Raw genomic sequence first — 22,608 nt, forward strand, 5'->3', positions numbered from 1 at the left:
GGGTTTTTGTTGGTTTATAGGCTCTTGCACCCTATAATTTTCTCACTATGCCAACAAATGCACCAAACCCCGGCTCAAACGCCGAAGAATCAAGCTCCAACTTTCCTTTTGTGGGATGGCTGCGTGACGTTGCGCCCTATATCCATAGCTTCCGAGAGAAGACCTTTGTGATTGCCTTTGCTGGTGAGCTAGCCCAAGAAATTGGCTTAGAAAATCTCATTGAAGATATCGCCATGTTGCATGCCATGGGTATGCGCATTGTTTTGGTTCATGGCATCCGCCCCCAAATTGAAGAGCAGCTGACGCTTCGTAATATTAAGAGCCAATTTGGCCAAAGTGCCATGCACAGCTATCGGATTACCGATGCCGCCGCTTTGGAGTGCGTCAAAGAAGCTGCCGGTGAACTGCGCTTAGATATTGAAGCGGCATTTAGTCGCGGATTGCCTAATACGCCGATGGCGGGCTCACGCATTTCTGTGATCTCAGGCAACTTTATTACGGCCATGCCTGTTGGTGTAGTTGAAGGGATTGATTACATCCATACTGGCTTAGTACGTAAGGTGGACTCGACCTCGATTAGACTTTCACTCGATAGCAATAAAATTGTATTGCTCTCACCATTAGGTTTCTCACCCACTGGTCAGGCATTTAATCTCGCTTTTGAGGATGTAGCCGCATCTACTGCCGCAGCGCTTAAAGCCGATAAGTTAATTTTTCTCAGCCCCTATGCTGGTTTGAAAGATGAGGAAGATGATTACATCACCGAACTGTCAATGCCACAACTTCAAGAATATGTTGCCCAACATCCAGAACTGGATTTAGGCATGAAGGGTTTGCTTAATATTTCTGGTAGAGCGATTCGTGCTGGTGTGAGCCGCGTACACTTCTTGCCTTGCAATCGAGATGGCGCCCTTTTAGAAGAGCTATTTACCCATGATGGTATTGGCATGATGTTGGCTTCATCCGATATTGAGAACCTACGCGAAGCTAACCAAGATGACGTTGGTGGAATTCTGCAGTTGACTAGCCCCCTTGAAGAAGAGGGTATTTTGGCCGCCCGCGGTCAAGACGTGATCGAGCGCGATATTCAACGCTTCTCCGTTATAGAGCATGATCGCGTCTTGTTTGGATGCGCTGCCCTCTTCCCATTCCCTAACGGTGTGGGTGAACTTGCTTGCTTGGCGGTAGACCCAGACGTTCAGGGCTCAGGAGATGGAGAGCGTTTACTCAAGCGGGTGGAAATGCGGGCAAAACGGGAAGGCATCAAGAAGCTTTTTGTTTTAACCACCAGAACAGAACATTGGTTTTTAAAGCGTGGCTTTAAGCGCGCCTCGGTAGATGATCTGCCAGAGGAAAGAAAGCAGATTTACAACTGGGATCGTAAATCCATGGTTCTTACCAAAGATCTATAGACGCTTATATACGCCCCCTGTTTTACATTCTTTGTTTTACCTATTTATTTTTTAGCACACCGTATTTGAAAGGCATTACAAATGGCACGCATGGTTCAATGCATCAAACTCAATAAAGAAGCCGAAGGTATGGACTTTGCTCCACTTCCTGGCGATCTAGGCAAGAAGATTTGGAATCAAGTTTCTAAGGAGGCTTGGGCCGCCTGGTTAAAACACCAAACCATGTTGATTAACGAGAATCGCCTGAATATGGCCGATCCTCGCGCTCGCCAATACCTACTCAAACAAGTTGAAAAATACTTCTTTGAAGGTGGCGCAGACATGGCTCAGGGTTATGTGCCGGAAGCAGAATAATTATTTTTGAATATCTCTTGACGAGAGAAATTCACAGGCATAGGATGAAGTCGTAGTCAGTCAGATCTCGTGATCGGCTACATTGGCGAAAGCCACTACTCGTAAGCATATCTATGTGCTTATGGGCATTGGGAACTAAATCTCTTCCCTTTGCCTGCGCCATGTTTCGTCATGGCAAACAAACCCGATGGTTCAGCTTGCTGCCCCGTCGGGTTTTTTATTTAGAAAGTAATTCTACTCACACCAGATGCGTTACTCACCAACAAAATATCGGCTTTCTCTTTGGCAAAAAGACCAACCGTAATAACGCCGGCGATTTGATTGATTTGAGACTCAAGTGCGAGCGGGTCTGAAATCTTTAAACCCGCAATATCTAAAATCCAGCCACCGTTATCCGTCACAAAAGGCTGGCTTGGCGTCTGACCTAAATCTGAGCGGGTATCTTTTGCCATTCTGAGTGTGACCGTACCACCTAACTTAGCTAACTCCTGAGTGACGACCCCTTTAGACAAAGGAATAATCTCCACGGGTAAGGCGAAGTTACCCAAAACTGGCACTTGTTTGGAGGCATCACAAATACAGATAAATTGCTTTGCCATCGAGGCAATAATCTTTTCACGGGTCAAGGCGCCACCACCACCTTTAATCATATGGCCCGCTGGATCGATTTCATCAGCGCCATCGACATAAGCGGGTAACTCACCCACCTCATTAGGATCTAAGACCTTAAAACCGTGTTTTAAGAGGCGTTCCGTAGTGGCATTAGAGCTTGATACTGTTCCAGAAAAGTGGGCTTTATGGGGCGCTAAGGCATCAATAAAGCAGTTAGCGGTAGAGCCTGTACCAATACCTAGGATCTGGCCCGAGGGCAGCTTTAGCACCTCATCCCGCGCCGCCTCACCTACCAATTGCTTTAGTTGATCTTGATTCATGATCTTGCCCGATATCCTTATCTGAACTGGAACAGCCTTATTTATCCATCTATCATATGATATTCAATCTATTTGCCTGATTAATTAATCGAGAGTATTCAAGATCCTGATGACTTCCTCTGTTACTGCACTAAGCCAACTCAAACAATTCACTACCGTTGTGGCCGATACCGGCGACTTCGAGCGCATGCGGGAATACCAACCGCAGGATGCCACCACCAACCCTTCCCTCATCCTGAAAGCGGCTCAACAAGCCAACTATCAGGCTTTAGTAAATCAAGTCAAATCAGCGCACCCCGGTATGAAACCAGTCGATTTAGTTGATTACATCCTAGTGGCTTTTGGCCTTGAGATTTTGAAGACTGTCCCTGGCAGAGTTTCGACTGAGGTAGATGCCCGCCTATCCTTTGATACTCAGGCAACCATTAACAAGGCCAGGCACCTCATTTCTCTTTATGAATCACATGGGATTGATCGCAAGCGAATCTTGATTAAATTAGCTGGCACATGGGAAGGTATACAGGCGGCGAAGGTTCTAGAGGCCGAAGGCATTCATTGCAATATGACGCTCCTCTTCTCTTTGGTACAAGCAGCAGCCTGCGGTGCGGTCAATGCGAAATTAATCTCTCCATTTGTGGGGCGTATTACCGACTGGTACAAAGCGAAACTGGGTAGCGCCTGGAACGATGTCAATAATGGCGGCGCAAATGATCCTGGCGTTACCTCTGTGAAACGCATCTTCCACTATTACAAGCACTTTGGCATTGCCACTGAAATCATGGGTGCTAGCTTTCGTAATACTAGTCAAATTCTGGAGCTGGCTGGGTGTGACTTACTCACCATCAGCCCAGAGCTTTTGGGTGAACTGCAGAAAAGCACGGTAGCAGTTGAGAAAAAACTGAATGCCAGCAATGCAGCCAGCGCTCTTGCAAGTGAAAATATCATTCAACTGAAGCTGGATGAATCTCACTTTAGATTGCAATTAAATAATGATGCGATGGCCACTGAAAAGCTGGCCGAAGGAATACGTAATTTTTGTATCGATACTGAAAAGCTAGAAGCGCTCTTATGTAATTAAGTAATTAAGCTTTGTGTTTAGCCTACTGAGGAATCAACATGATTATTCATTGCCCACATTGCAACAAAGGAAATCGAGTTCCTACTGAAAAGCTCAATCAGACCCCTATTTGTGGAGCCTGCAAGCAAGAGCTTCTATCTCTGCCAATCAATGCGGGAGCGGCAAACTTTAGCGAGCTAGTAAGCCAATCCGTGATGCCGGTCATCGTAGATTTCTGGGCACCATGGTGTGGGCCATGCAAGATGTTTGGCCCCACCTTTCAGGCGAGCGCAATGAGTCACGAAAATCAAGTCTTGTTTGTGAAAGTGAATACCGAGGCAGAACAACTACTCGGATCACAATGGAATATCCGCTCAATACCAACGCTAGCGGGATTTAAGAATGGCAAAGAAGTCCACCGCCTGAGCGGAGCACTGCTTCCGGCGCAACTAGAGCAGTTTGTACAGCAGCTGCTAAGTTAGCAATCGCTTGATTACTTCTTTGCGGTGTTAATACCGAGAATGCTGTAAGCGGGACAATTTCCCATCATGCCTGTAAGTAATGGGACGATGCCAATCCAAGCCCAAGGGCCAGTGATACCAAAACCAGCAAGTCCCATCAAAGTTACGCCAACAGTCATTCGCAGAACGCGGTCAGTATGTCCGATATTGCATTTCATAGAAACTCCTTGAGTCAACAGAATGATGCGCTAGTTATTTAGGCTCTTTAGCCATACGCTGCCTTAGTGCCTCATACAAGCATACGCCACTAGCTACAGATACATTCAAACTCTCAACTACGCCCTTCATTGGAATGCGAACTAGCTCATCACAGGTCTCACGAGTTAAGCGGCGCATGCCCTCACCCTCGGCACCCATGACAATTCCGATGGGGCCAGTGAGATCTAGATCGTAAATAGATTTTTCCGCTTCGTCATCGGTACCAATTAACCAAACACCTGCCTCTTGCATCTCTTTCATACTGCGAACCAGATTGGTTACTGTGATAACTGGCATCACTTCAGAAGCACCACTCGATACTTTGCTGACGGTGGCATTAATAGAGGCGGAACGATCTTTTGGGATCACCACGGCATCTACACCGGCACCATCAGCCACACGTAAGCAAGCACCAAAGTTATGGGGATCGGTTACACCATCCAATACCAGGAACATCACCTTGCTTTGATTGCTTTCTGCATCTTCCACTACCTCGGTGATCGTGCGCGCAATTGTCATCTTTTCGGCTAGAGCCACTACACCTTGATGGCGATCATGACCCGCTAGCTTATGAAGACGCTCGGAGTCTGCTGCATGCAATCTTTCTCCCAGGAGCTCTTCAGCCTGCTTCAGAAAATCACCCATACGGCGATCACGTCGACTAGGATCAAAATAAACTGACTTCAGACTATCCGCATCCACCCGTAAGCGCGCTTGTACCGCATGAAAACCAACTAATATTTGCTTCATCTTTACTTATCTCGATTCTGTATTACTGCTTATTTACGACGCGCTTTAGTGCTACGAACGGGTGGCTTTGTACCAGCAGGTTTACTTGCTGGCCTAGAAGGCTTCCCAACCTTAGCAACAGTACTCGCACTGCGTCCAGCATGATTCTTTGATTGATTGGCATTCAGGTTGCCAGCAGATTTAGCGGCATTGACATTGACACCAGCATGCTTCTGCGGCTCTTTGCTACCAGAGCGACCTTTTTTGGGGGATGCCTTCTTATTAGGCCTACCGGTATCGCTAGCCAAAACAATTTGACGACGATTGGTAGTGCCGCCTGGCTCTAAGCCAACCGACTTCACCAGACTAAACTCAATTTTTCGAGCATCCAGATCAACGCGGCTGACTAAGACGTGTACCCGATCGCCTAAACGATAACGAATACCAGTTCTCTCACCACGCAATTCTTGGCGGGCTTCGTCATACTGGAAATAATCGCCACCCAATTCGGTGACATGAATCATGCCCTCAACAAAGAGATTCTCTAGTTGCACAAATAAGCCAAACGATGCAACGCCAGTAACGGTGCCTGCATATTCTTGACCCAAGTGATCGCGCATGTAGTAACACTTCAACCAGGCCTCAACATCGCGAGAGGCTTCATCTGCACGACGCTCGTTAGATGAGCAATGAACCCCCAATTGACCCCAAATAGGCAATGCAGCATTGGCACCCTTAGGTAATTTTGGTAAACGGGTCCCCTTTGCGGCCACCTCTTTAGCATCGTTATGAGATTTTTTAGCATTCACGGCATTCTCACGACCCTTGCCTTTGCGCGGCATCGTCAGATTGAGTGGCACTGTCGGCGGCAATACTGGCGTATAGGGCTTTTTAGCCAAGATCGCCTTGATCACGCGATGCGTCAAAAGATCTGGATAGCGTCGAATTGGGCTAGTGAAATGCGAGTACGCAGGATATGCGAGACCAAAGTGACCTTCGTTATCAGGCTGATACATTGCCTGTTGCATAGCACGCAGAACCAATGACTGCAGCATATTGGCATCAGGACGATCTTTGATTTCACGCATGAGCTTAGCGAAGTCTTTTGGCTTCGGCTTTTCACCGCCACCCAATGACAAGCCAGAGGTACGCAAGACTTGACGCAAAGTAACTAACTTCTCTTCAGAGGGCTCACCATGCACACGGTACAAACTGAGATGCTTATTCTGGTCAATGAAGTCGGCAGCGCAAACGTTCGCTGTCAACATGCACTCCTCAATCAAGCGATGCGCATCATTACGCAGGCGCGGCTCAATGCGCAGAATCTTCCCTAGCTCATTACTAATAATCTGAGTTTCCGTTGTCTCAAACTCAATCGCGCCACGCTTTTGACGTGCATCCAACAGAATTTTGTATAGAGAATAGAGATTGGTCAGTAAAGGTCTGAACTCAGCAAAACGCGTGGCTTCAGGGCCTTTGCTATTGGAAAGAATCTCCCAAACCGTATCGTAGGTAAATCGTTGGGCGGAATGCATCACTGCTGGATAGAACTGATATGCCAAAACCACTCCGTTGTTATCCACAACCGAGTCACACACCATACACAAGCGATCAACACCAGGATTTAGTGAGCAAAGACCATTCGAGATCTTCTCTGGCAACATGGGTATCACCCGTCTCGGGAAATACACCGAGGTAGCGCGCAAGAGGCCTTCATCATCCAAAGGCTTACCTGGCTGAACATAATGCGATACGTCAGCAATAGCGACGATGAGACGCCAAGCCTTGCTCTTGCCGTACATGACTGGCTCGCAATACACCGCATCATCAAAGTCACGGGCATCAGCACCATCAATAGTGACTAAAGGAACATCACGTAAATCAACGCGGCCTTCAAGGTCAGTTTGCTGAACAGTATCAGGCAAAGCATCGGCCTCTTTTTTCACTGCCGCTGAAAATTCATGGGGAACGCCGTATTTACGAACAGCGATTTCAATTTCCATGCCGGGATCATCTATCTCACCAAGCACTTCAACAACACGACCAACAGCTTGACGATAGCTATCGGGATAGTCAATGATTTCAACACTCACCACTTGACCTAATTTGGCATTGCCCTGGCCTTTTGGTGGGATCAAAATATCGTGGCCGATACGCTTATCTTCCGGCGCAACAATGAGGACACCATTCTCATTTAAGAGGCGTCCAATCACTACCTTATTTGCGTGCAGAATCACATCAACGATCTGACCTTCTGGTCGACCGCGACGATCTGTTCCCAATACTCTGACATTTACTCTATCCCCATGCATGACGCGGGACATTTCTCTTTCAGAAAGAAAAATATCTTCGCCACCGTCATCCGGGATAACAAATCCAAATCCATCTCGGTGACCTTGGACTGTACCTAAGCGGTCAGCCTCTCGTGGCACCAAGTTTTTTGCTTTACGCATTTAATTCCTTCGGCAATCCATGCCTTATATATCAATGATTATTCTTGCTAAGGCTACTGTATCAAACCACTCGGTCTGAAGGGAAAAAGCCAAAAGGGGTTAGAAAGTGAGCCAAAAGGCGCATACCTTTATAATAACGGCATGCCCAGGTGGCGAAATTGGTAGACGCACCAGCTTCAGGTGCTGGCGATCGTAAGGTTGTGGGGGTTCGAGTCCCTTCCTGGGCACCAAATACACCTACAAAGACCTATATGGGGACTAAATGGCCCTTTTTCAACAGGCAAAACAATCATGGCCCTAGACCTTATCTAAAGTTCAATTGCTTTAATTTAGATATTTTCAGCAAAAATGCACTAAATGAACTGCATCTAAGCCGGTGGCGAAAAAATGATTCTCAGCTTATTTTTTAGGCCCGGTGTATTCAATACCTTCATAACGAGCTCACGCCAAACTCGGAAAACCACTTCAATCGGATTATCAGAATAGTTTGGGTGAGTAAGCCCATAGGTAATGTCGATGCCCTGCGCCTCTTTTGCGTAAGTGCCAAAGAGGCGATCAAACAAAATTAAAATTCCACCATAATTCTTATCGAGATAAATTGGGTTGCTTGCATGATGAACTCGATGAGATGAAGGGGTATTAAGAATTCCCTCTAGGATACCTAAGCGACCAATTAGTTTGGTATGAAGCCAAAACTGATACATTAAGTTAATAGAAAGCATTGTAAAGACGAGAATGGGCGAGAATCCCAAAAATACGAGTGGTAAGAAAAAGATCCAGCTAAACGATAAGAAAGGCATCCACCCGAGGCGATAGGAGGCAGAAAGGGTCAGCTCATTAGGTGAGTGATGGGTGCTATGAGTAGCCCACATCAAAAATATCTCGTGTGAAGCGCGGTGATACCAGTAGTAGCAAAATTCTAGACCCACAAACAACGCTACATACACCCACCACTGATTCGGCATTGTGTAGATACGGTATTGCCAAACAAAGCTGGCCATAATGCCCTGTATTAAAAGACGATTGATCACGCCAGTCAATTGATGGCCTAAGCCAACACCTAATGAGGTTGCACTCTCCCGCCATGGGTAGGGCTTATTAAATTGTTTTTTATAGAAGTAAGACTCGAGAATAATTGCAATCGCAACTAGCGGCAGAAAGAACGTTAACTGATAGGGGGCGAAATACTGTTCCATTGCTATTTAACGTGCATCAGCCAAGTGATTCTAGGCATAGACCTTCGCCAAAATTTGTGGAAGAACACGTGGGAAGGTAAGAATCCATATCCATTCTAATCGCCACTTAAATCCCCATGTTTCGATGCAAGATCTTAGGCTTCATTTCATCCCAAAGGCTTTCAAACTCTTCCGCCCTATCCTCTGATAGCTTGATGGGCTCAAAGAGGCCACTAAAGAAGATGGTCTTTTTAGGGGCTAAGGTCTTTTCAAACTCGCTGAGGCCAACTGGCTTATCGTCAATATTCCGCGTTAATTGGGCGGAGCACACAATGGCATCAGCATCATCTTGATCAATTACCGCAAATTCGATCAGTTGCTGGGATTTCTCCAAAATCACTAAAGTTCCTCGTGCATAGCAAACTGCCTCATGCGCCTGCACAATAAAAGCTAGGAATTGATTTTCTTCATCTGCTTCCATGCGCAAATCATCAATAAAAAAGAGATATTGATCCCGAGCCCCATTCACTAAAGTAAAGACTTTTGGAATCACACCATGCCCTAAGGCAAGGTTGCGGTAATAAGAGGAGAGTTCAACTGCAAGATTTTCGGCGAAGAGATGCATGGCAATAAAAAGAGTGGGTTATTCAGTACGAGTTTTAATAGACTCAATAATTTTAAGGAAGGGGTCAGCCTTCACGGAACTTTGACCTTTAAACGGTTGATCCGTAATCACCAAGAGTGAGATTAGGGCTCCTAAAGTTACTGGCAAAATTTTCAATCCCATGAAAAAAGAATCGGAAGGCAAAAACAAAGTGTTAATACCAAGTAAGGCCGTCATACAAATGATGATGACAACCCAAAATAAGTTAGGCAATCGCACTGATGAGCGCTCGATTCGGGACTCCCTGCTTTCAGCAACCTCCTCAGCCTTTTTGAGAATATCGGTATACATTGCGGTCTGCCTATTGGTATGAGGCTCAAGGGATAGTAGCTTGCGAGAAATCCCCCGCCAAAGCATATGCGTCTTTGAGCTACCGAGACCATCCTTCATTAAATCCCACTCATCATAGACAATCGAGTTCATATAGTCGAATAGCTCTTTACGCATAGGCGCGATTGCGGGATCACCATAGCGCACCAGCAGACGATCAAGATTGTTAATTTGACCTGCTTCTCTAGAAACTAAAGATTGCACTTCGCGAAAATTGGTTTGCGCTTGGTTTAGCAAGAAACCAATTAACAAGCCGCTTAAGGTAATGATCGATCCAAAAAGACTTAAACCTAAGCGCGTACTGTCTTGGGTAGGTGAAAACATCGGAATGGACTGCAAAATACGCGGCATTAAGTCCAACAAAACCACGAAGAATAGAACCAGAATAATTAATATCTGGACATTGCTTCGTCTATAAATCCAATTGAAAAACATATGCGCCCTTAAATAGCTTATTAATTACCTAGAGTATTTTTTAAGAAAGCCATAGTGCGTTCCCAGGCCAAATCAGCAGCAGCTGGGTTGTACTGTAATGGTGGCAGACCTCTAGAATCCGACTTCGGATTAGCAAAGGCGTGTTTAGCGTCATAGCGCTGGAAATCATAGTTGACTCCAGCTGCTTTCAGTTTTTCTTCTAATTGGTCAACACCAGCGATCGAGAAGAAATCATCATGAAGAGCCCAATGAGCCAACATCGGCTTTTGAATAGCCGAGGCATCAACGTACTCCAGTGGAGGATAGCCATACCAAACTACCGTGCCATCAGATTCCGGAACGAGGCCAGCTGACAATACCGTAAGTGCCCCACCCATACAAAAGCCAGTGACCGCAACTTTGCCACTACCAGTTGCCTTGAGATATTGAACGGCGCCGCGGATATCTTGGCTGGCAGCATCGCCAAAATTCAGATCATTCATCAGGTGTTCAGCTTCATTAGCTTCTAGGGCGAGCTTGCCACGATATAGATCTGGAACCAAGGCGCGATAGCCTGCTTTGGCTAAACGGTTGGCAACATTTTTAATCTCATCATCAAGACCCCACCACTCCTGAATAACTACAACGCCAGGCGCATTTTGAGGATTAGCAGGCTCAATTAAATAGGCCTCTACTGAAGTGCCGTCGGGTCTTTGAAATGTAATCATGACAACCTCTCTTTTGAAAATGAATTGGACTTAGTGCGCCTGTTTATCAGTATGAATATATCCCACCAACCAGAAGGTAAGCAAGCCACAGAAGGCTGCCCCATAACCCACTAGGTTGTAGTGCTCCATCTTCCCATCGGTACCAATGGTCACGACCACACCGGCCAGCACAGACGCCAATCCTGATGCCAGCATTTGTACTGAACCTACTAGGCTCATGAAGGTCCCCCGCATTTTGGCATCCACCACTTGACTCACGATTGCCATCGCCGGAATCATGCGACCTGAAACTAAAACAAAGAATGCTGTGGAGTTCATCAACACCACCCACAATGGCACAGGCACAAGATTGGTAGTTACCAGTAAAGGAATTAAGCTGATTACAGCAAGCACCCTAAATACCTTGACCTTACCGTAACGATCCGCCATATGACCAATCAAGCGTGAGCTCATTAGCGTAGCGATCCCGCCACAAAGATAGATTAAGGAAATATAAGAGTTATCAATTCCCACATTCGATGTGAGATAGAGGGCAATATAAGGAATCACAGAAAATCCTGTCAACATAATTAGCGCCATAAAAATGAATGCACGCAGATGCTGATGAGCGACAAAGATATTCCAGATTTGACTGAGGCGACTTCCCTCGTGGGAATGTCCTAAGTGACCAGAGATCTTGGGAATATTGCGATAGCCTAGATACAGAATCAGACTTGAAACCAAGGCAATGAAAATAAAGGGGGCACGCCACCCTAAAGATGGAATGTTATTGGCTAGAAATAAGCTGAGCGGAACTCCCGCCACAGTCGATACCGAGAAAGCGGACATCACTGTTCCCAAAGCCTTGCCTCTACGCTCAAACGGAATGGAGTCGGCAATGATGGTTTGAACCAATGAACCCAATATGCCGCCAAACGCTCCCGCGAAAGCTCGCGCGATAAAAAGAGAATGGTAGTCAGGGGCTAAGCCGCAAACTAAGGTAGCAATAATGAAACAGGCATACAAACTGAGAAGCAGCACTCGCCTCTCAAAGCGATCCACGAAGTAGGTAGCAAAGACACCAGCAATGGCAGCGGCAAAAGTGTAGGAAGAAAGTAATAGGCCGAACTGATGCGTATTGATATTGAGCTCACGAATAAATTCGGGGCCCAAGGGCATCATGATCATGAAGTCCAAGATGTGGGTGAACTGAATTCCGGCCAAGGAGAATAAGAAAAAGCGCTCTTTCTGCTTTCCTCCTGGCATGTGATGCTCGGTCAAGGGTTTCTTTACATGAAATTAGAGATGTGACATTATCAACCCACTAAGAAATCAATGCCTGAGCCCCTCCTTTAAAGCCCTCATGAACCACATCATCACCGCTTTCTCTGACTTTCCTTTTTTAATCCTCATGCGAGATGCCGCCTGGGGAATTCTTTTCCTTATCTGTATCCTGTTCTTTCATGGCAGCGCTATTAACCACGTCTATATGCGCTTTGAACGCCTCACCCGCCAAAATCTTGCCAAACACGAATACAACCGTGTTTTCTTTCACTTTTATGCCACTTTCGTTTTTTTGGCCATGTTCCACCTACTAGAGATCTTCTTTTGGTCGGTCTTCATCATTGGTTTGGGCATTATGAAAGCACCCATTGACGCCATTCTCTTTGCCGGTAGCTGCTATACAACCGTAGGCTTTGAATCCGATAACTTGCTGGATGGATGGAAAACCTTTGCGTTCTTCATCTCCTTCAGCGGCCTATTTTCTTTAGCATGGACCACTTCCATCATGATTGGCATGACCACCGCCTATAAAAATGCCTGGGATCAAAAGTACCGTAATACCAGCGCGTATTAGGCTAAATCACTCAAATTTCTGCAATTGAGAGGGATAGGGTGTATCATTAGGGTTAACCCTTAAGGAGCTCACCATGGCACATTCAAACTCAGTACAGTTTCACCAAGCACCCATTTTCAGCTTTAAGCCTTTATTTGCTATTAAAGACTTCTTTAGCCTGCTCGCAGCAGCATTTTCAGAAGCTAAAGTAATGGAGCAGAAATCACGTAAAACTAGTGGAAATTGGTAATTTACTGCTGAATTACCCCTGTTTTAGGCTATTTATGGCTGTATTTACAAAAAAAGCCTCTGAATGTTTCAGGGGCTTTTTTAATTCAACTGCAATCTCTAGCGCTTAATGTAATAGCCATAAACACAGCGTGAACCACCCCGAGAGGGATTATGCGTATCGTGAATAATCCCATCAACTACCGCTGCTAAGTGCTTAGAAACCTTCACGATTAATCTACCCGCCGGTAGTTCATTGGCCAGCATATGGACTTGGCAGCCAGCCCCGATTTTCATGGTGGGAACCCACTCAAACCCATGACTAACAATATAGCCATGAAAAACATTGCGATGATTGCCGTTACGAGGTGAGACGCCTTTGGCATTGAGTCTTCTGGCCAACTTATCATTTCGTTGATCTGCATAGCTAGCATTGGCAGCACGAAGATCCTCATAGACCTGCATATAGGGCAACTCGGCAGCAATGGCGATGGCACGAACCACGCAGTCACCAGCACCCCCTTTAAATCCTGCGGCCTCCCTACCCCCATCATTAAATTGAAAACCAAGTGCCCGCCCTTGAGCAGCAGTTATTTTGGTAAAGGGGTTAAGAAAGCCAAACATAGGTTCTTTAGGAGATTAATTGCTAGAGGTCAAAAGAAAAAATGGACTTGCCTTGCGACAAATCCATTTAATTTTGAGACTAAGCAATTGAAAGTTAAGCGTGCGCCTTTTTAACTACCAAGCGCCATGCATGCAGCAAAGGCTCGGTATAACCATTAGGCTGCTCTAGACCTTTGAATATCAGATCGCTAGCCGCTTTATAAGCATAAGAGTCTTTGAAATTCGGCATCATTGGCTTGTATAAAGGATCACCCGCATTTTGACCATCAACTACTTTAGCCATACGCTGTAAAGTCTCATTCACTTGCGCTTCAGTCACGATGCCATGCAATAACCAGTTCGCGATATGCTGACTAGAAATACGCAAGGTGGCACGATCTTCCATTAAACCTACGTTATGAATGTCAGGCACCTTAGAGCAACCAACGCCTTGATCAATCCAACGAACCACATAACCCAAGATACCCTGGCAATTGTTATCTAATTCTTGCTGGATCTCTTCTTTAGACCAGTTGGCTTTTTCAACTACTGGAATAGTCAATAAGTCATCGAGCAAAGCTTCTGCTTCTGCAGCAGTATCTAACTGCTCCATTTCTTTTTGCAGTTGCGCTACGTTAACTTGATGGTAGTGCAATGCATGCAATGTCGCAGCAGTTGGTGAAGGCACCCAAGCGGTATTAGCACCCGCCTTTGGATGAACAATCTTTTGCTCAAGCATCGCCTTCATCAGGTCTGGCATAGCCCACATACCCTTACCGATTTGAGCGCGTCCACGCAAGCCACAATCCAAACCAGCCAGAACGTTACGACGCTCGTAAGCGGATAACCATTTGCTGGTTTTCATATCGCCTTTGCGCATCATTGGACCTGCATGCATCGCTGTATGCATTTCATCACCAGTGCGATCTAGGAAGCCAGTATTAATGAAGGCTACGCGAGCACCAGCTGCAGCAATAGCAGCCTTGATGTTTGCGCTCATACGACGCTCTTCATCCATGATGCCGAGTTTCACAGTATCCGCAGGCAAGCCTAATAATTTCTCAACACGGCCAAAGAGTTCGCCAGCAAAGGTAACTTCTTCAGGGCTGTGCATTTTTGGCTTTACGATGTAAACGGAACCTTTACGTGTATTGCCAATCGCCTGAGTTGCCGGACGATTAATGTCGTGCAATGCGATCAATACAGTAACTACTGCATCCAAGATACCTTCATAAATTTCTTTACCGTCGCCAGTGATGATGGCTGGGTTAGTCATCAAGTGACCTACGTTACGAAGGAATAACAAAGAACGGCCATGCAAAGTGACAACGCCATCTTTAGCATCAACAGCGCCAATGCCAGCAGTGTATTTACGATCCGGGTTCAATGTGCGAGTAAAGGTTTTGCCACCCTTGCTGACTTCTTCAACCAAGGTGCCCTTAAGAATACCTAGCCAGTTTTCGTAAGCAAGCACTTTGTCATCGCCATCCACCGCGGCAATTGAATCTTCCAAATCTAAGATTGTAGAAAGCGCTGCTTCAAGCACAACGTCATTTACACCAGCAGCATCACTAGCTCCGATGGTTTTAGTCTTATTGATTTCAATATCGATGTGTACACCGTTATTGCGCAGGAGAACAGAGGAAGGCGCAGATGCGTCACCTTGATAACCTACAAACTGCTTCTCATCAGCAAGACCGGTTTTGCTGCCATCCTTCAGGCTGACAGCTAACTTACTACCATCAATTGTGTAAGCGGTAGCATCTGCATGCGAACCTTTAGCCAATGGTGCGGACTGATCCAAGAATTTGCGGGCAAAGGCAACTACCTTAGCGCCACGAATTGGGTTGTATGCACCAGCCTTAGTTGCGCCATCTTCTTCAGAAATAACGTCAGTACCGTAGAGAGCATCATACAAAGAGCCCCAACGTGCGTTGGCAGCATTTAATGCGTAACGCGCATTCAGAACTGGCACCACTAACTGAGGACCAGCTTGAAGCGCTAATTCATCATCTACATTCTTAGTAGTGCCCAGAACTTTTCCTGGCACTTCATCTAAGTAACCGATTTCTTTCAGGTGCTTGCGGTAGGCAGGCATATCTTTGATTGGACCAGGATTGGCTTGATGCCACTTATCTAAATCCAATTGCAAGCGATCACGCTTAGCTAACAAAGCTTCATTTTTTGGACCTAGGTCTTTAACGATCTCATCAAAACCCTTCCAAAAGTCAGCGCTTTTGATACCTGTGCCAGGCAGAACCTTATCTTCAATGAAACGATATAGGGGTGTAGCCACTTGAAGGCTATTACATTGTGTACGTGCAGTCATCTATAAACCTCAAAACAAATATGTCAATTGAATATACAAAAGTTAATTAAAAAATTACTTATTAACCCTTGAATGGATGTTGCAGAAGAATCGTTTCATCACGTTCAGGTCCTGTTGAGACCATAGCGATCGGCTTTCCTGCAACTTCTTCGATACGACGCAGGAACTTCTGTGCCTCTATTGGGAGTTTGTCCCATTCACGAATACCAAAAGTCGTTCCCTTCCAACCTGGGAAATCCTCATAAATTGGTTCACAACGTGCAACGGCTTCAGCGCCGCGCGGTAATACATCTAATTTTTGACCGTCAAGGTTGTATCCAACACATAGACGAATAGTCTCAAATCCATCCAATACATCTAGCTTGGTAATGCAAAGACCAGATAAACCATTGATCTGAATGGAGCGCTTGAGAGCGGCGGCATCTAACCATCCAGTGCGACGTGGACGACCAGTAACGGAGCCAAACTCTTTGCCCACTTCTGCTAAACGCACACCAACTGGATCTTGCTTGGCTGGGTTATCAAAATCATATAACTCGCTTGGGAATGGGCCTGCACCAACACGTGTGCAATAAGCCTTAGTAATGCCCAAGATGTATTGCAGTGAATCAGGACCAACGCCAGATCCAGCCGCTGCATTACCCGCTACGCAGTTGCTTGAAGTCACATAAGGATAGGTGCCGTGATCGATGTCCAGCAAAGTGCCTTGTGCGCCTTCGAATAATAAATTTTGGCCTGCCTGCTCTGCCGCATATAAGGCACTAGAGACATCCACCACCATAGGCTTGATGCGCTCGGCATAAGACATGGCTTCCTCTAAAGTCTTCTGGAAATCCACTGGCTCAGCACCGTAGTAGTTGGTGAGCATGAAGTTGTGATATTCCAAGTTCTCACGTAACTGTGCGGCAAACTTTTCTGGGTAGAACAAATCTTGCACACGCAAGGCACGACGGGCGACTTTATCTTCGTATGCTGGACCGATGCCACGACCAGTAGTGCCAATTTTGGCATTGCCGCGTTTTTTCTCGCGAGCATGATCAATAGCGACGTGATAAGGCAGAATCAAAGTGGTTGCCTCAGAAATTTTCAGGCGAGACTGAACATCCAATCCCGCCGCTTCCAACTCACCAATTTCTTTAAAGAGCGCTTCAGGAGAAAGCACTACGCCATTGCCGATATAGCAAATCACATTCTTGTGCATGATTCCGGATGGGATCAAACGCAGAATCGTTTTCTTATCCCCAATGATCAGCGTATGACCAGCATTATGTCCACCCTGAAAGCGCACAACTGCCTGAGCATGGTCAGTTAACCAATCAACTACTTTGCCCTTGCCCTCGTCACCCCACTGGGTGCCAATGACAACGACGTTACGACCATGAGCTTGTTGCTTTAAAGACATAATAAAATCCAAAAGGTAATTACAGAATTAGTTTGTTAAATACAGAATCAGTTTCTTGTTTGCTTCTTTTTATTTCTTGCTTACTTCCCATGAGCCGCCCTGCTTCACCAGCTCACGATCACAAAGATATTCAGCGGTTTCTACAGCGTCACCATCCATCGACTGAATAACCACTTCTCCAGCATCGCGTAACTCGGCGATCTTGCTGGATAAGTCCACATCCATGATCCAAGGCGCTACGATGGCAAGCTTTCTTTGCGCTACAGGCGCAAGATTTGCCAAGGTTAATAAATCCATTGAGAAGCCAGTGGCAGGACGAGGACGTCCAAATGCTTGACCTACATGATCATATCTACCACCACGTGCAATTGGCTGGGGCAACTTATCTACATAGGCCGCAAACATCACGCCGCTATGATATTGATAGCCACGTAAATCGGCTAGATCAATACTCAGCTCAACTTTGCCAGGCAGTGCAGCGATAGCAGTGGATAGCTTTTCCAATTGAGCTAAAGCCTCATCAATCAACCGATGTTTTGGTAAAGACTTTTTAGCATTAGCTAATACTTGTGCGCAAGGGCCATTCAATTCGGTAAGCGCCATTAAAGCTTCAGCGGATTTAGTCGGCAATGATTTAGCCCAGATCACCAAGCGTGGTCGATCTTTACTTTGCAATAGGCTATACAGAGCCTCAATATCGCCCTTCTCCAGAGTTTGCCCATCGAGAATCCCTGCGAGCACACCTGCATGGGAAAGATCTAGGTAAACCTTGTTCAACCCAGCAACACTTAAAGTCTGCAATAACAAAGAGACTGCTTCGAAATCCGCTTCCCAGCTTGCACAGCCATAAATTTCAGCGCCAAGTTGTAACTCTTCACGTGCAGAACTACCTACTGGCGTGCGAGCATGGGCAATAGAGCCTGCATAGCAAAGACGGGTAACACCTTTTCGGTTGAGTAAGTGCGCATCAATCCGAGCTACCTGTGGAGTCATGTCAGCACGTAGGCCCAATGTGCGTCCAGATAATTGATCGACCAACTTAAATGTTTGCAAATTGAGATCGGAACCAGTGCCAGTCAGCAATGAATCCAAGAACTCCAATATAGGAGGTGCAACCAGCTCATAACCATAGGACTGATACAAATCCAGAATGGCACGACGCAGAGTCTCTACCTTACGAGCCTCAGCAGGTAAAACATCAGCAATATCTTCAGGAAGTAACCAACGATTCATGATCTGAAATATTCACTTTCAATTTTTTTTGTGCAAGAACTTAAAGAACTCGCCATTAGGCTCAACCACCATGACATCCTTCTTATCTTTGAAGGAGCTACGGTAAGCCTCAAGACTTTGATAGAACTGCGCAAACTGTGGATCACGCCCAAATGCTTCTGCATAGAGTGCAGTAGCTCTTGCATCTCCTGAGCCTTTAATCTTTTGGGCATCGCGATAAGCTTCAGCCAAGATCGTGTCGCGCTGACGCTCGGCATTTGCGCGAATCTTGTCTGATTCTGCTGCACCGGTGGAACGCAACTCATTGGCGACACGTTTACGCTCTGCCTCCATACGACGGTAGACGGAATCACTAATCTCAGCAAGTAGATCTACCCGCTTGAGTCGAACGTCGACAATCTCTACACCGATATCAGCAGCGTCATCTGCCACCTTCTTACGTATACCTTGCATGACCTGTTCACGTTGATCGGAAATCAATTCACGGACAGTGCGTTTAGTAAATTCTTCGTTTAAGGCAGAGCGAACCAACTGAGTTAAGCGGTCTTGTGCCAAGCGCTCATCACCCTTAAAGCTGATGAAGAATTTACGCGGATCAACAATGCGCCATTTCACATAGGAATCGACTAAGAGATTTTTCTTCTCAGCAGTAATAAAGCGCTCTGCTTCAGGATTATCAATCGTTAAGATGCGACGATCAAAGAAACGTACGCTTTCAAATGGAGCTGGATATTTCAGTTGCAAGCCAGGTTGCTCAATCACCCGCACGATCTGACCAAAAGCAAAGACCACAGCGAAGTTACGCTGATCAACAATAAAGATACTAGATGCCAGGACATAGGCCAGAGCAATTAAGCCAGCAATGCTAGCTAGGAGACGATTTGCATTCATTATCTTGCCTCCCGATCACGACTACGTAGGCCATCACGTTTATCACCAGCATTTGTAGCCCCCGTATTTACAGCTCCAGCATTTGGAGTTGCCGCACTAGGAGCGCTTTGAATTGGTGCAGCAGGATTGCCAGTTGCTCCACCCACTGTTACCGAACCAGTCGGTGTAGTAGCCGGTGTTTGACCTGTTGCTACTTGCGTACTCTCTGCGCTCACTTGAGCAACTAACTTATCGAGCGGGAGATACAGGAGACTATTGTTCTTGGTGGTATCAACCAAAACTTTAGTAACGTTGTTATACATTTCGCGCATGCTGTCGATGTACATGCGATCACGAGTCACGCCTGGTGCTTTTGCATACTCCACGAATATTTGTTTGAAGCGAGCGGCGTCACCCTCAGCGGTAGCTACTACACGCGCTTTATAACCTTCGGCCTCTTGAATCAAACGCGCTGCCGTACCTTTAGCGCGCGGAATAATGTCGTTGGCATAAGCCTGACCTTCGCTCTTTAAACGCTCTTGATCTTGACCAGCCTTCACCGCATCATCAAAAGCAGCTTGCACTTGCTCTGGAGGCTGAACGTTCTGAACGGTCACACTAGTTACGTAGATACCAGTCTTATAACTATCTAGAATTTTCTGAATAGAATTGGCCAGATCAATACCAATCTTCTCGCGCCCTTCGTACAAGACAGTGTCCATCTTGCTACGAGCAACGATTTCACGAACGGAAGTCTCTGCTGCTTGCACAACTGTGGCATCAGGGTCGCGGTTATTAAACAAATAATCGGTAGGATCCTTCAGTCGGTACTGAACAGCGAAGCGAACATCAATAATGTTTTCATCTTCAGTAAGCATTGAAGAATCTTTTTGATTGGTTGCCTTAATCAGTATTGGGCGCCCCACTTCAACAGATCGCACGCCAGACAAATTGACCGTCTCTTGAGATTGGATTGGCCAAGGCATACGCCAGTTAATACCCGGCTTGGCGGTGTAGTCGTATTTGCCAAAAGTAGAGATCACGCCAGCCTGGCCTTCTTGAATGATGAAGAAGCCACTAAAAATCCAAATCAACAGCACGCCACCAGCAGCCAGTAAGACGGTGGCCTTAGAACCAAAAGGATTGGTGAAATTGAAGTTGGGCGCACTCATTCCGCCGCCGTTGCCTCCGCTACCACCACCAGCATTACCGCCACTATTACCGCGCTCGGACGGTGGAGGAATGTCAGTGCTGTTTGGTTTATTTGCTGGCTTGCTTGAGCTTGCGCCTGGTTTTTTCTTACCACCAAAAATGCCGCTGAGGCGGTCGTTGAAATCACGCCACAATTCATCCAAATCAGGCGGGCCATCTGGCTTAGCAGGTTGATTGTTTGGCCTTGGGCTATTTGGCTGAACTTCTACTGGTTTTTCAGCATCTGGAGTACTGGGTTCGACTTGAGGAGATTGTTCACTACCCTGCCCACCTTTGGCATCTTTGGATCCACTACCTGGGTGGCTATTGCCCCAGCCTGGATCATTGACCGAAAACAGCTCAAGAAATTTACGCATCGTTTGGTGAATATTTTCGGTTAGGAATCGGGTTAAATTCAGAAGTCTCTGGTCGTTCGGGTAAAGGAGCTAAAAACTCGTCTGGGTCCATTTGGACCTTGGCACGATTCTGCTCGACCCTTATTCTATCAGTCATTTGAGAGCATTCGGCGAGGGCTGAGCGCAATAAATCGAGGCCTAGGCCCGTCTTGGCGGAGAGGAAAACCTGGCTCGGAATTCCCTCGGAATCTCGGATTAGAACCGCCCCCTCCGTAAAGGTCTGGGGCATCTGGTCAATCTTGTTCATGACCTCGATACGGGGGATGTCATCAGCCCCAATTTCTCGTAAAACGGCCTCTACTTCAGCCTTTTGCTCCCTTGCCACTGGGCTACAGGCGTCAATCACATGCAAAATCAAGTCCGCATGGATGGTTTCATCCAAAGTGGCCCTAAAGGCCTCCACCAGTTGGTGCGGTAATTCACGGATAAAGCCGACTGTATCGGAGACCACAATCGAACCTACGCCCTCTAAATGGACTTTGCGAGAGGTTGTATCGAGGGTTGCAAACAGCTGATCTGCGGCATATGCCCCTGCTTTAGTGAGGGAATTAAATAAGGTCGACTTACCAGCATTGGTGTAACCCACCAGAGATACCGAAAAGACATCTTTACGATTACGCGCCCTTCTTTGGGTTCTTTGTTGGCGCTGGAGCTTCTCCAACTCATTTTCTAGACGCTTTGCCTTAGTGGCCAGCATCCGTCGATCAAGCTCCATCTGGGTTTCGCCAGGGCCGCCGCGCACGCCAATGCCACCACGTTGACGCTCTAGGTGACTCCATGCACGGACTAAACGAGACATACGATAGCGCACTTGAGCTAGCTCAACCTGAGTTTTACCAATATGACTTTGCGCTCTTTGGCTAAAGATATCCAAAATCAGGCCAGTACGGTCCATGACATGAAAGCCAATATGGCGCTCTAAATTGCGTTGCTGAGTTGGGGATAAGGGATGGTTAAAGATGACCAGTTCGGCACCTTGCTCTTCCATCACTTTTTTGACTTCACTCGCTTTACCCGAGCCAATAAATAAGGCTGGGTCAGTCTTACCCTTGCGGGCAATCACACTAGCGGTAGGTATGGAGCCAGCACTTTCAGCTAGAAGGCTGAGTTCTGCCATGCTGTCCGCAAAATCTTCGCGGCCTGTATCAACTCCAACCAGAACGGCACGCGCCGCATCTACACCTGTTTTATACAGAGCTAGGTTCTTCCGTACGGAACTCCACTGCACGAGCGGGAACAATCGTGGAAATGGCGTGTTTATAAACCATCTGCGTCACAGTGTTACGCAATAGAACCACATATTGATCGAAGGATTCAATATTGCCCTGTAGTTTGATGCCATTCACCAGATAGATTGAGACGGGAACATGCTCTTTGCGCAAAGCATTGAGGAAGGGATCCTGTAGTAATTGGATTTTGCTGTTATTCATACTGCTCCTTAATGGTTTTTATAGACTGCTTATATTTTGGGAGTCTTGCTTTTTTATTAAATAATCTACTACCAAGTAATGCCTGCTATCTGCTATGCGCTTCCTACTACCGTCTATCTCTAG

At 46.4% G+C, this 22,608-nt stretch carries 23 protein-coding genes and 1 tRNA gene; 7 read left to right on the forward strand and 17 right to left on the reverse strand.

From position 1 onward, the window contains the following. Positions 1-47 precede the first annotated feature (47 nt). Both argA and ICN42_RS10340 read left to right on the forward strand, forming a co-directional pair. Entirely contained in the window at positions 48-1,412 is a 1,365-nt protein-coding gene (argA, locus tag ICN42_RS10335; protein WP_216254332.1) for an amino-acid N-acetyltransferase, read from the forward strand. Positions 1,413-1,493: 81 nt separating this feature from the next. Next, positions 1,494-1,766: an oxidative damage protection protein gene (locus ICN42_RS10340; protein ID WP_216254334.1), complete on the forward strand. Its 273-nt coding sequence runs from the start codon at positions 1,494-1,496 to the stop codon at positions 1,764-1,766. Positions 1,767-1,987: 221 nt separating this feature from the next. On the opposite strand, the gene rpiA is transcribed toward ICN42_RS10340, so the two are convergent. Next, complete coding sequence (rpiA, locus tag ICN42_RS10345; RefSeq protein ID WP_216254337.1) at positions 1,988-2,698, reverse strand: ribose-5-phosphate isomerase RpiA; 711 nt, start codon at positions 2,696-2,698, stop codon at positions 1,988-1,990. A 109-nt stretch (positions 2,699-2,807) separates the two neighbouring features. Between rpiA and tal the strand changes: the two genes are divergently transcribed. Together tal and trxC are read left to right on the forward strand one after the other, a co-directional pair. Next, entirely contained in the window at positions 2,808-3,776 is a 969-nt protein-coding gene (gene tal / locus ICN42_RS10350; RefSeq protein WP_216254340.1) for a transaldolase, read from the forward strand. A gap of 38 nt (positions 3,777-3,814) precedes the next feature. Continuing rightward, a complete protein-coding gene (gene trxC / locus ICN42_RS10355; protein WP_216862485.1) occupies positions 3,815-4,237 on the forward strand; it encodes a thioredoxin TrxC in 423 nt (140 codons plus the stop codon). Positions 4,238-4,248: 11 nt separating this feature from the next. Here the strand turns inward: trxC and ICN42_RS10360 are convergent, their stop codons facing one another. From ICN42_RS10360 to rnr, 3 genes are read right to left on the reverse strand one after another with little or no spacing between them, the layout of a single operon-like run. Continuing rightward, a complete protein-coding gene (locus ICN42_RS10360) occupies positions 4,249-4,434 on the reverse strand; it encodes a DUF2892 domain-containing protein (protein ID WP_216254342.1) in 186 nt (61 codons plus the stop codon). A gap of 34 nt (positions 4,435-4,468) precedes the next feature. Then, positions 4,469-5,224: a 23S rRNA (guanosine(2251)-2'-O)-methyltransferase RlmB gene (gene rlmB / locus ICN42_RS10365; protein ID WP_216254345.1), complete on the reverse strand. Its 756-nt coding sequence runs from the start codon at positions 5,222-5,224 to the stop codon at positions 4,469-4,471. Between the two features lie 29 nt (positions 5,225-5,253). Continuing rightward, positions 5,254-7,656 carry a ribonuclease R gene (gene rnr / locus ICN42_RS10370; RefSeq protein WP_216254348.1) on the reverse strand — a complete coding sequence of 801 codons (2,403 nt, stop codon included), beginning with the start codon at positions 7,654-7,656 and terminating at the stop codon, positions 5,254-5,256. 143 nt (positions 7,657-7,799) lie between these two features. Between rnr and ICN42_RS10375 the strand changes: the two genes are divergently transcribed. Next, a tRNA-Leu gene (locus ICN42_RS10375) sits at positions 7,800-7,886 on the forward strand. A gap of 138 nt (positions 7,887-8,024) precedes the next feature. Here the strand turns inward: ICN42_RS10375 and ICN42_RS10380 are convergent. From ICN42_RS10380 to ICN42_RS10400, 5 genes are all read right to left on the reverse strand, one after another. Then, the gene (locus tag ICN42_RS10380; RefSeq protein ID WP_216254350.1) at positions 8,025-8,852 is read right to left on the reverse strand and encodes a sterol desaturase family protein; all 828 of its coding nucleotides are present in this window, start codon (positions 8,850-8,852) and stop codon (positions 8,025-8,027) included. A gap of 106 nt (positions 8,853-8,958) precedes the next feature. Further along, a complete protein-coding gene (locus tag ICN42_RS10385; protein ID WP_216254353.1) occupies positions 8,959-9,456 on the reverse strand; it encodes a hypothetical protein in 498 nt (165 codons plus the stop codon). An 18-nt stretch (positions 9,457-9,474) separates the two neighbouring features. Continuing rightward, a complete protein-coding gene (locus tag ICN42_RS10390; protein ID WP_216254355.1) occupies positions 9,475-10,260 on the reverse strand; it encodes a DUF4239 domain-containing protein in 786 nt (261 codons plus the stop codon). Positions 10,261-10,280: 20 nt separating this feature from the next. Continuing rightward, positions 10,281-10,967, reverse strand: coding sequence for a dienelactone hydrolase family protein (locus tag ICN42_RS10395; protein WP_216254357.1), 687 nt, complete (start codon positions 10,965-10,967; stop codon positions 10,281-10,283). 30 nt (positions 10,968-10,997) lie between these two features. Next, entirely contained in the window at positions 10,998-12,212 is a 1,215-nt protein-coding gene (locus ICN42_RS10400) for an MFS transporter (RefSeq protein ID WP_216254359.1), read from the reverse strand. Between the two features lie 97 nt (positions 12,213-12,309). Between ICN42_RS10400 and ICN42_RS10405 the strand changes: the two genes are divergently transcribed. Both ICN42_RS10405 and ICN42_RS10410 read left to right on the forward strand, forming a co-directional pair. Then, the gene (locus ICN42_RS10405) at positions 12,310-12,804 is read left to right on the forward strand and encodes a hypothetical protein (protein ID WP_216254362.1); all 495 of its coding nucleotides are present in this window, start codon (positions 12,310-12,312) and stop codon (positions 12,802-12,804) included. 73 nt (positions 12,805-12,877) lie between these two features. Continuing rightward, the gene (locus tag ICN42_RS10410; protein WP_216254365.1) at positions 12,878-13,033 is read left to right on the forward strand and encodes a hypothetical protein; all 156 of its coding nucleotides are present in this window, start codon (positions 12,878-12,880) and stop codon (positions 13,031-13,033) included. Positions 13,034-13,131: 98 nt separating this feature from the next. Here the strand turns inward: ICN42_RS10410 and ICN42_RS10415 are convergent, their stop codons facing one another. From ICN42_RS10415 to hfq, 8 genes are all read right to left on the reverse strand, one after another. Next, positions 13,132-13,635, reverse strand: coding sequence for a hypothetical protein (locus ICN42_RS10415; protein ID WP_216254366.1), 504 nt, complete (start codon positions 13,633-13,635; stop codon positions 13,132-13,134). A 94-nt stretch (positions 13,636-13,729) separates the two neighbouring features. Then, positions 13,730-15,943: a malate synthase G gene (locus ICN42_RS10420; protein ID WP_216254369.1), complete on the reverse strand. Its 2,214-nt coding sequence runs from the start codon at positions 15,941-15,943 to the stop codon at positions 13,730-13,732. A 61-nt stretch (positions 15,944-16,004) separates the two neighbouring features. Continuing rightward, positions 16,005-17,345 (reverse strand): adenylosuccinate synthase, encoded by a 1,341-nt coding sequence (locus ICN42_RS10425; protein WP_216254372.1) that lies wholly within the window; start codon positions 17,343-17,345, stop codon positions 16,005-16,007. 69 nt (positions 17,346-17,414) lie between these two features. Then, a complete protein-coding gene (locus ICN42_RS10430) occupies positions 17,415-18,578 on the reverse strand; it encodes an ATP phosphoribosyltransferase regulatory subunit (protein WP_216254375.1) in 1,164 nt (387 codons plus the stop codon). An 18-nt stretch (positions 18,579-18,596) separates the two neighbouring features. Further along, positions 18,597-19,469, reverse strand: coding sequence for a protease modulator HflC (hflC, locus tag ICN42_RS10435; RefSeq protein ID WP_216254379.1), 873 nt, complete (start codon positions 19,467-19,469; stop codon positions 18,597-18,599). Further along, positions 19,469-21,016: an FtsH protease activity modulator HflK gene (gene hflK / locus ICN42_RS10440; protein ID WP_216254382.1), complete on the reverse strand. Its 1,548-nt coding sequence runs from the start codon at positions 21,014-21,016 to the stop codon at positions 19,469-19,471. The genes hflC and hflK overlap by 1 nt, the downstream gene beginning before the upstream one ends. Further along, positions 21,009-22,283: a GTPase HflX gene (hflX, locus tag ICN42_RS10445; protein WP_370626029.1), complete on the reverse strand. Its 1,275-nt coding sequence runs from the start codon at positions 22,281-22,283 to the stop codon at positions 21,009-21,011. Before hflX ends, hflK begins: the two co-directional genes overlap by 8 nt. After that, a complete protein-coding gene (gene hfq, locus ICN42_RS10450) occupies positions 22,243-22,485 on the reverse strand; it encodes an RNA chaperone Hfq (RefSeq protein WP_216254385.1) in 243 nt (80 codons plus the stop codon). The genes hflX and hfq overlap by 41 nt, the downstream gene beginning before the upstream one ends. Between the last annotated feature and the right edge of the window lie 123 nt (positions 22,486-22,608).

Origin of the sequence: Polynucleobacter sp. 71A-WALBACH (assembly GCF_018882365.1) — a bacterium.
Classification (GTDB): domain Bacteria; phylum Pseudomonadota; class Gammaproteobacteria; order Burkholderiales; family Burkholderiaceae; genus Polynucleobacter.

Bases quoted from the DNA above. Each gene is read 5' to 3' on its own strand.
- ICN42_RS10390 (WP_216254355.1), bottom strand. From the start codon at position 10,260: ATGTTTTTCAATTGGATTTATAGACGAAGCAATGTCCAGATATTAATT.
- tal (WP_216254340.1), top strand. From the start codon at position 2,808: ATGACTTCCTCTGTTACTGCACTAAGCCAACTCAAACAATTCACTACC.
- ICN42_RS10430 (WP_216254375.1), bottom strand. From the start codon at position 18,578: ATGAATCGTTGGTTACTTCCTGAAGATATTGCTGATGTTTTACCTGCT.
- ICN42_RS10405 (WP_216254362.1), top strand. From the start codon at position 12,310: ATGAACCACATCATCACCGCTTTCTCTGACTTTCCTTTTTTAATCCTC.
- hfq (WP_216254385.1), bottom strand. From the start codon at position 22,485: ATGAATAACAGCAAAATCCAATTACTACAGGATCCCTTCCTCAATGCT.
- ICN42_RS10395 (WP_216254357.1), bottom strand. From the start codon at position 10,967: ATGATTACATTTCAAAGACCCGACGGCACTTCAGTAGAGGCCTATTTA.
- ICN42_RS10420 (WP_216254369.1), bottom strand. From the start codon at position 15,943: ATGACTGCACGTACACAATGTAATAGCCTTCAAGTGGCTACACCCCTA.
- hflK (WP_216254382.1), bottom strand. From the start codon at position 21,016: ATGCGTAAATTTCTTGAGCTGTTTTCGGTCAATGATCCAGGCTGGGGC.
- ICN42_RS10360 (WP_216254342.1), bottom strand. From the start codon at position 4,434: ATGAAATGCAATATCGGACATACTGACCGCGTTCTGCGAATGACTGTT.
- trxC (WP_216862485.1), top strand. From the start codon at position 3,815: ATGATTATTCATTGCCCACATTGCAACAAAGGAAATCGAGTTCCTACT.
- rpiA (WP_216254337.1), bottom strand. From the start codon at position 2,698: ATGAATCAAGATCAACTAAAGCAATTGGTAGGTGAGGCGGCGCGGGAT.
- ICN42_RS10340 (WP_216254334.1), top strand. From the start codon at position 1,494: ATGGCACGCATGGTTCAATGCATCAAACTCAATAAAGAAGCCGAAGGT.
- ICN42_RS10400 (WP_216254359.1), bottom strand. From the start codon at position 12,212: ATGCCAGGAGGAAAGCAGAAAGAGCGCTTTTTCTTATTCTCCTTGGCC.
- ICN42_RS10425 (WP_216254372.1), bottom strand. From the start codon at position 17,345: ATGTCTTTAAAGCAACAAGCTCATGGTCGTAACGTCGTTGTCATTGGC.
- rnr (WP_216254348.1), bottom strand. From the start codon at position 7,656: ATGCGTAAAGCAAAAAACTTGGTGCCACGAGAGGCTGACCGCTTAGGT.
- rlmB (WP_216254345.1), bottom strand. From the start codon at position 5,224: ATGAAGCAAATATTAGTTGGTTTTCATGCGGTACAAGCGCGCTTACGG.
- ICN42_RS10410 (WP_216254365.1), top strand. From the start codon at position 12,878: ATGGCACATTCAAACTCAGTACAGTTTCACCAAGCACCCATTTTCAGC.
- ICN42_RS10385 (WP_216254353.1), bottom strand. From the start codon at position 9,456: ATGCATCTCTTCGCCGAAAATCTTGCAGTTGAACTCTCCTCTTATTAC.
- ICN42_RS10380 (WP_216254350.1), bottom strand. From the start codon at position 8,852: ATGGAACAGTATTTCGCCCCCTATCAGTTAACGTTCTTTCTGCCGCTA.
- hflC (WP_216254379.1), bottom strand. From the start codon at position 19,469: ATGAATGCAAATCGTCTCCTAGCTAGCATTGCTGGCTTAATTGCTCTG.
- argA (WP_216254332.1), top strand. From the start codon at position 48: ATGCCAACAAATGCACCAAACCCCGGCTCAAACGCCGAAGAATCAAGC.
- ICN42_RS10415 (WP_216254366.1), bottom strand. From the start codon at position 13,635: ATGTTTGGCTTTCTTAACCCCTTTACCAAAATAACTGCTGCTCAAGGG.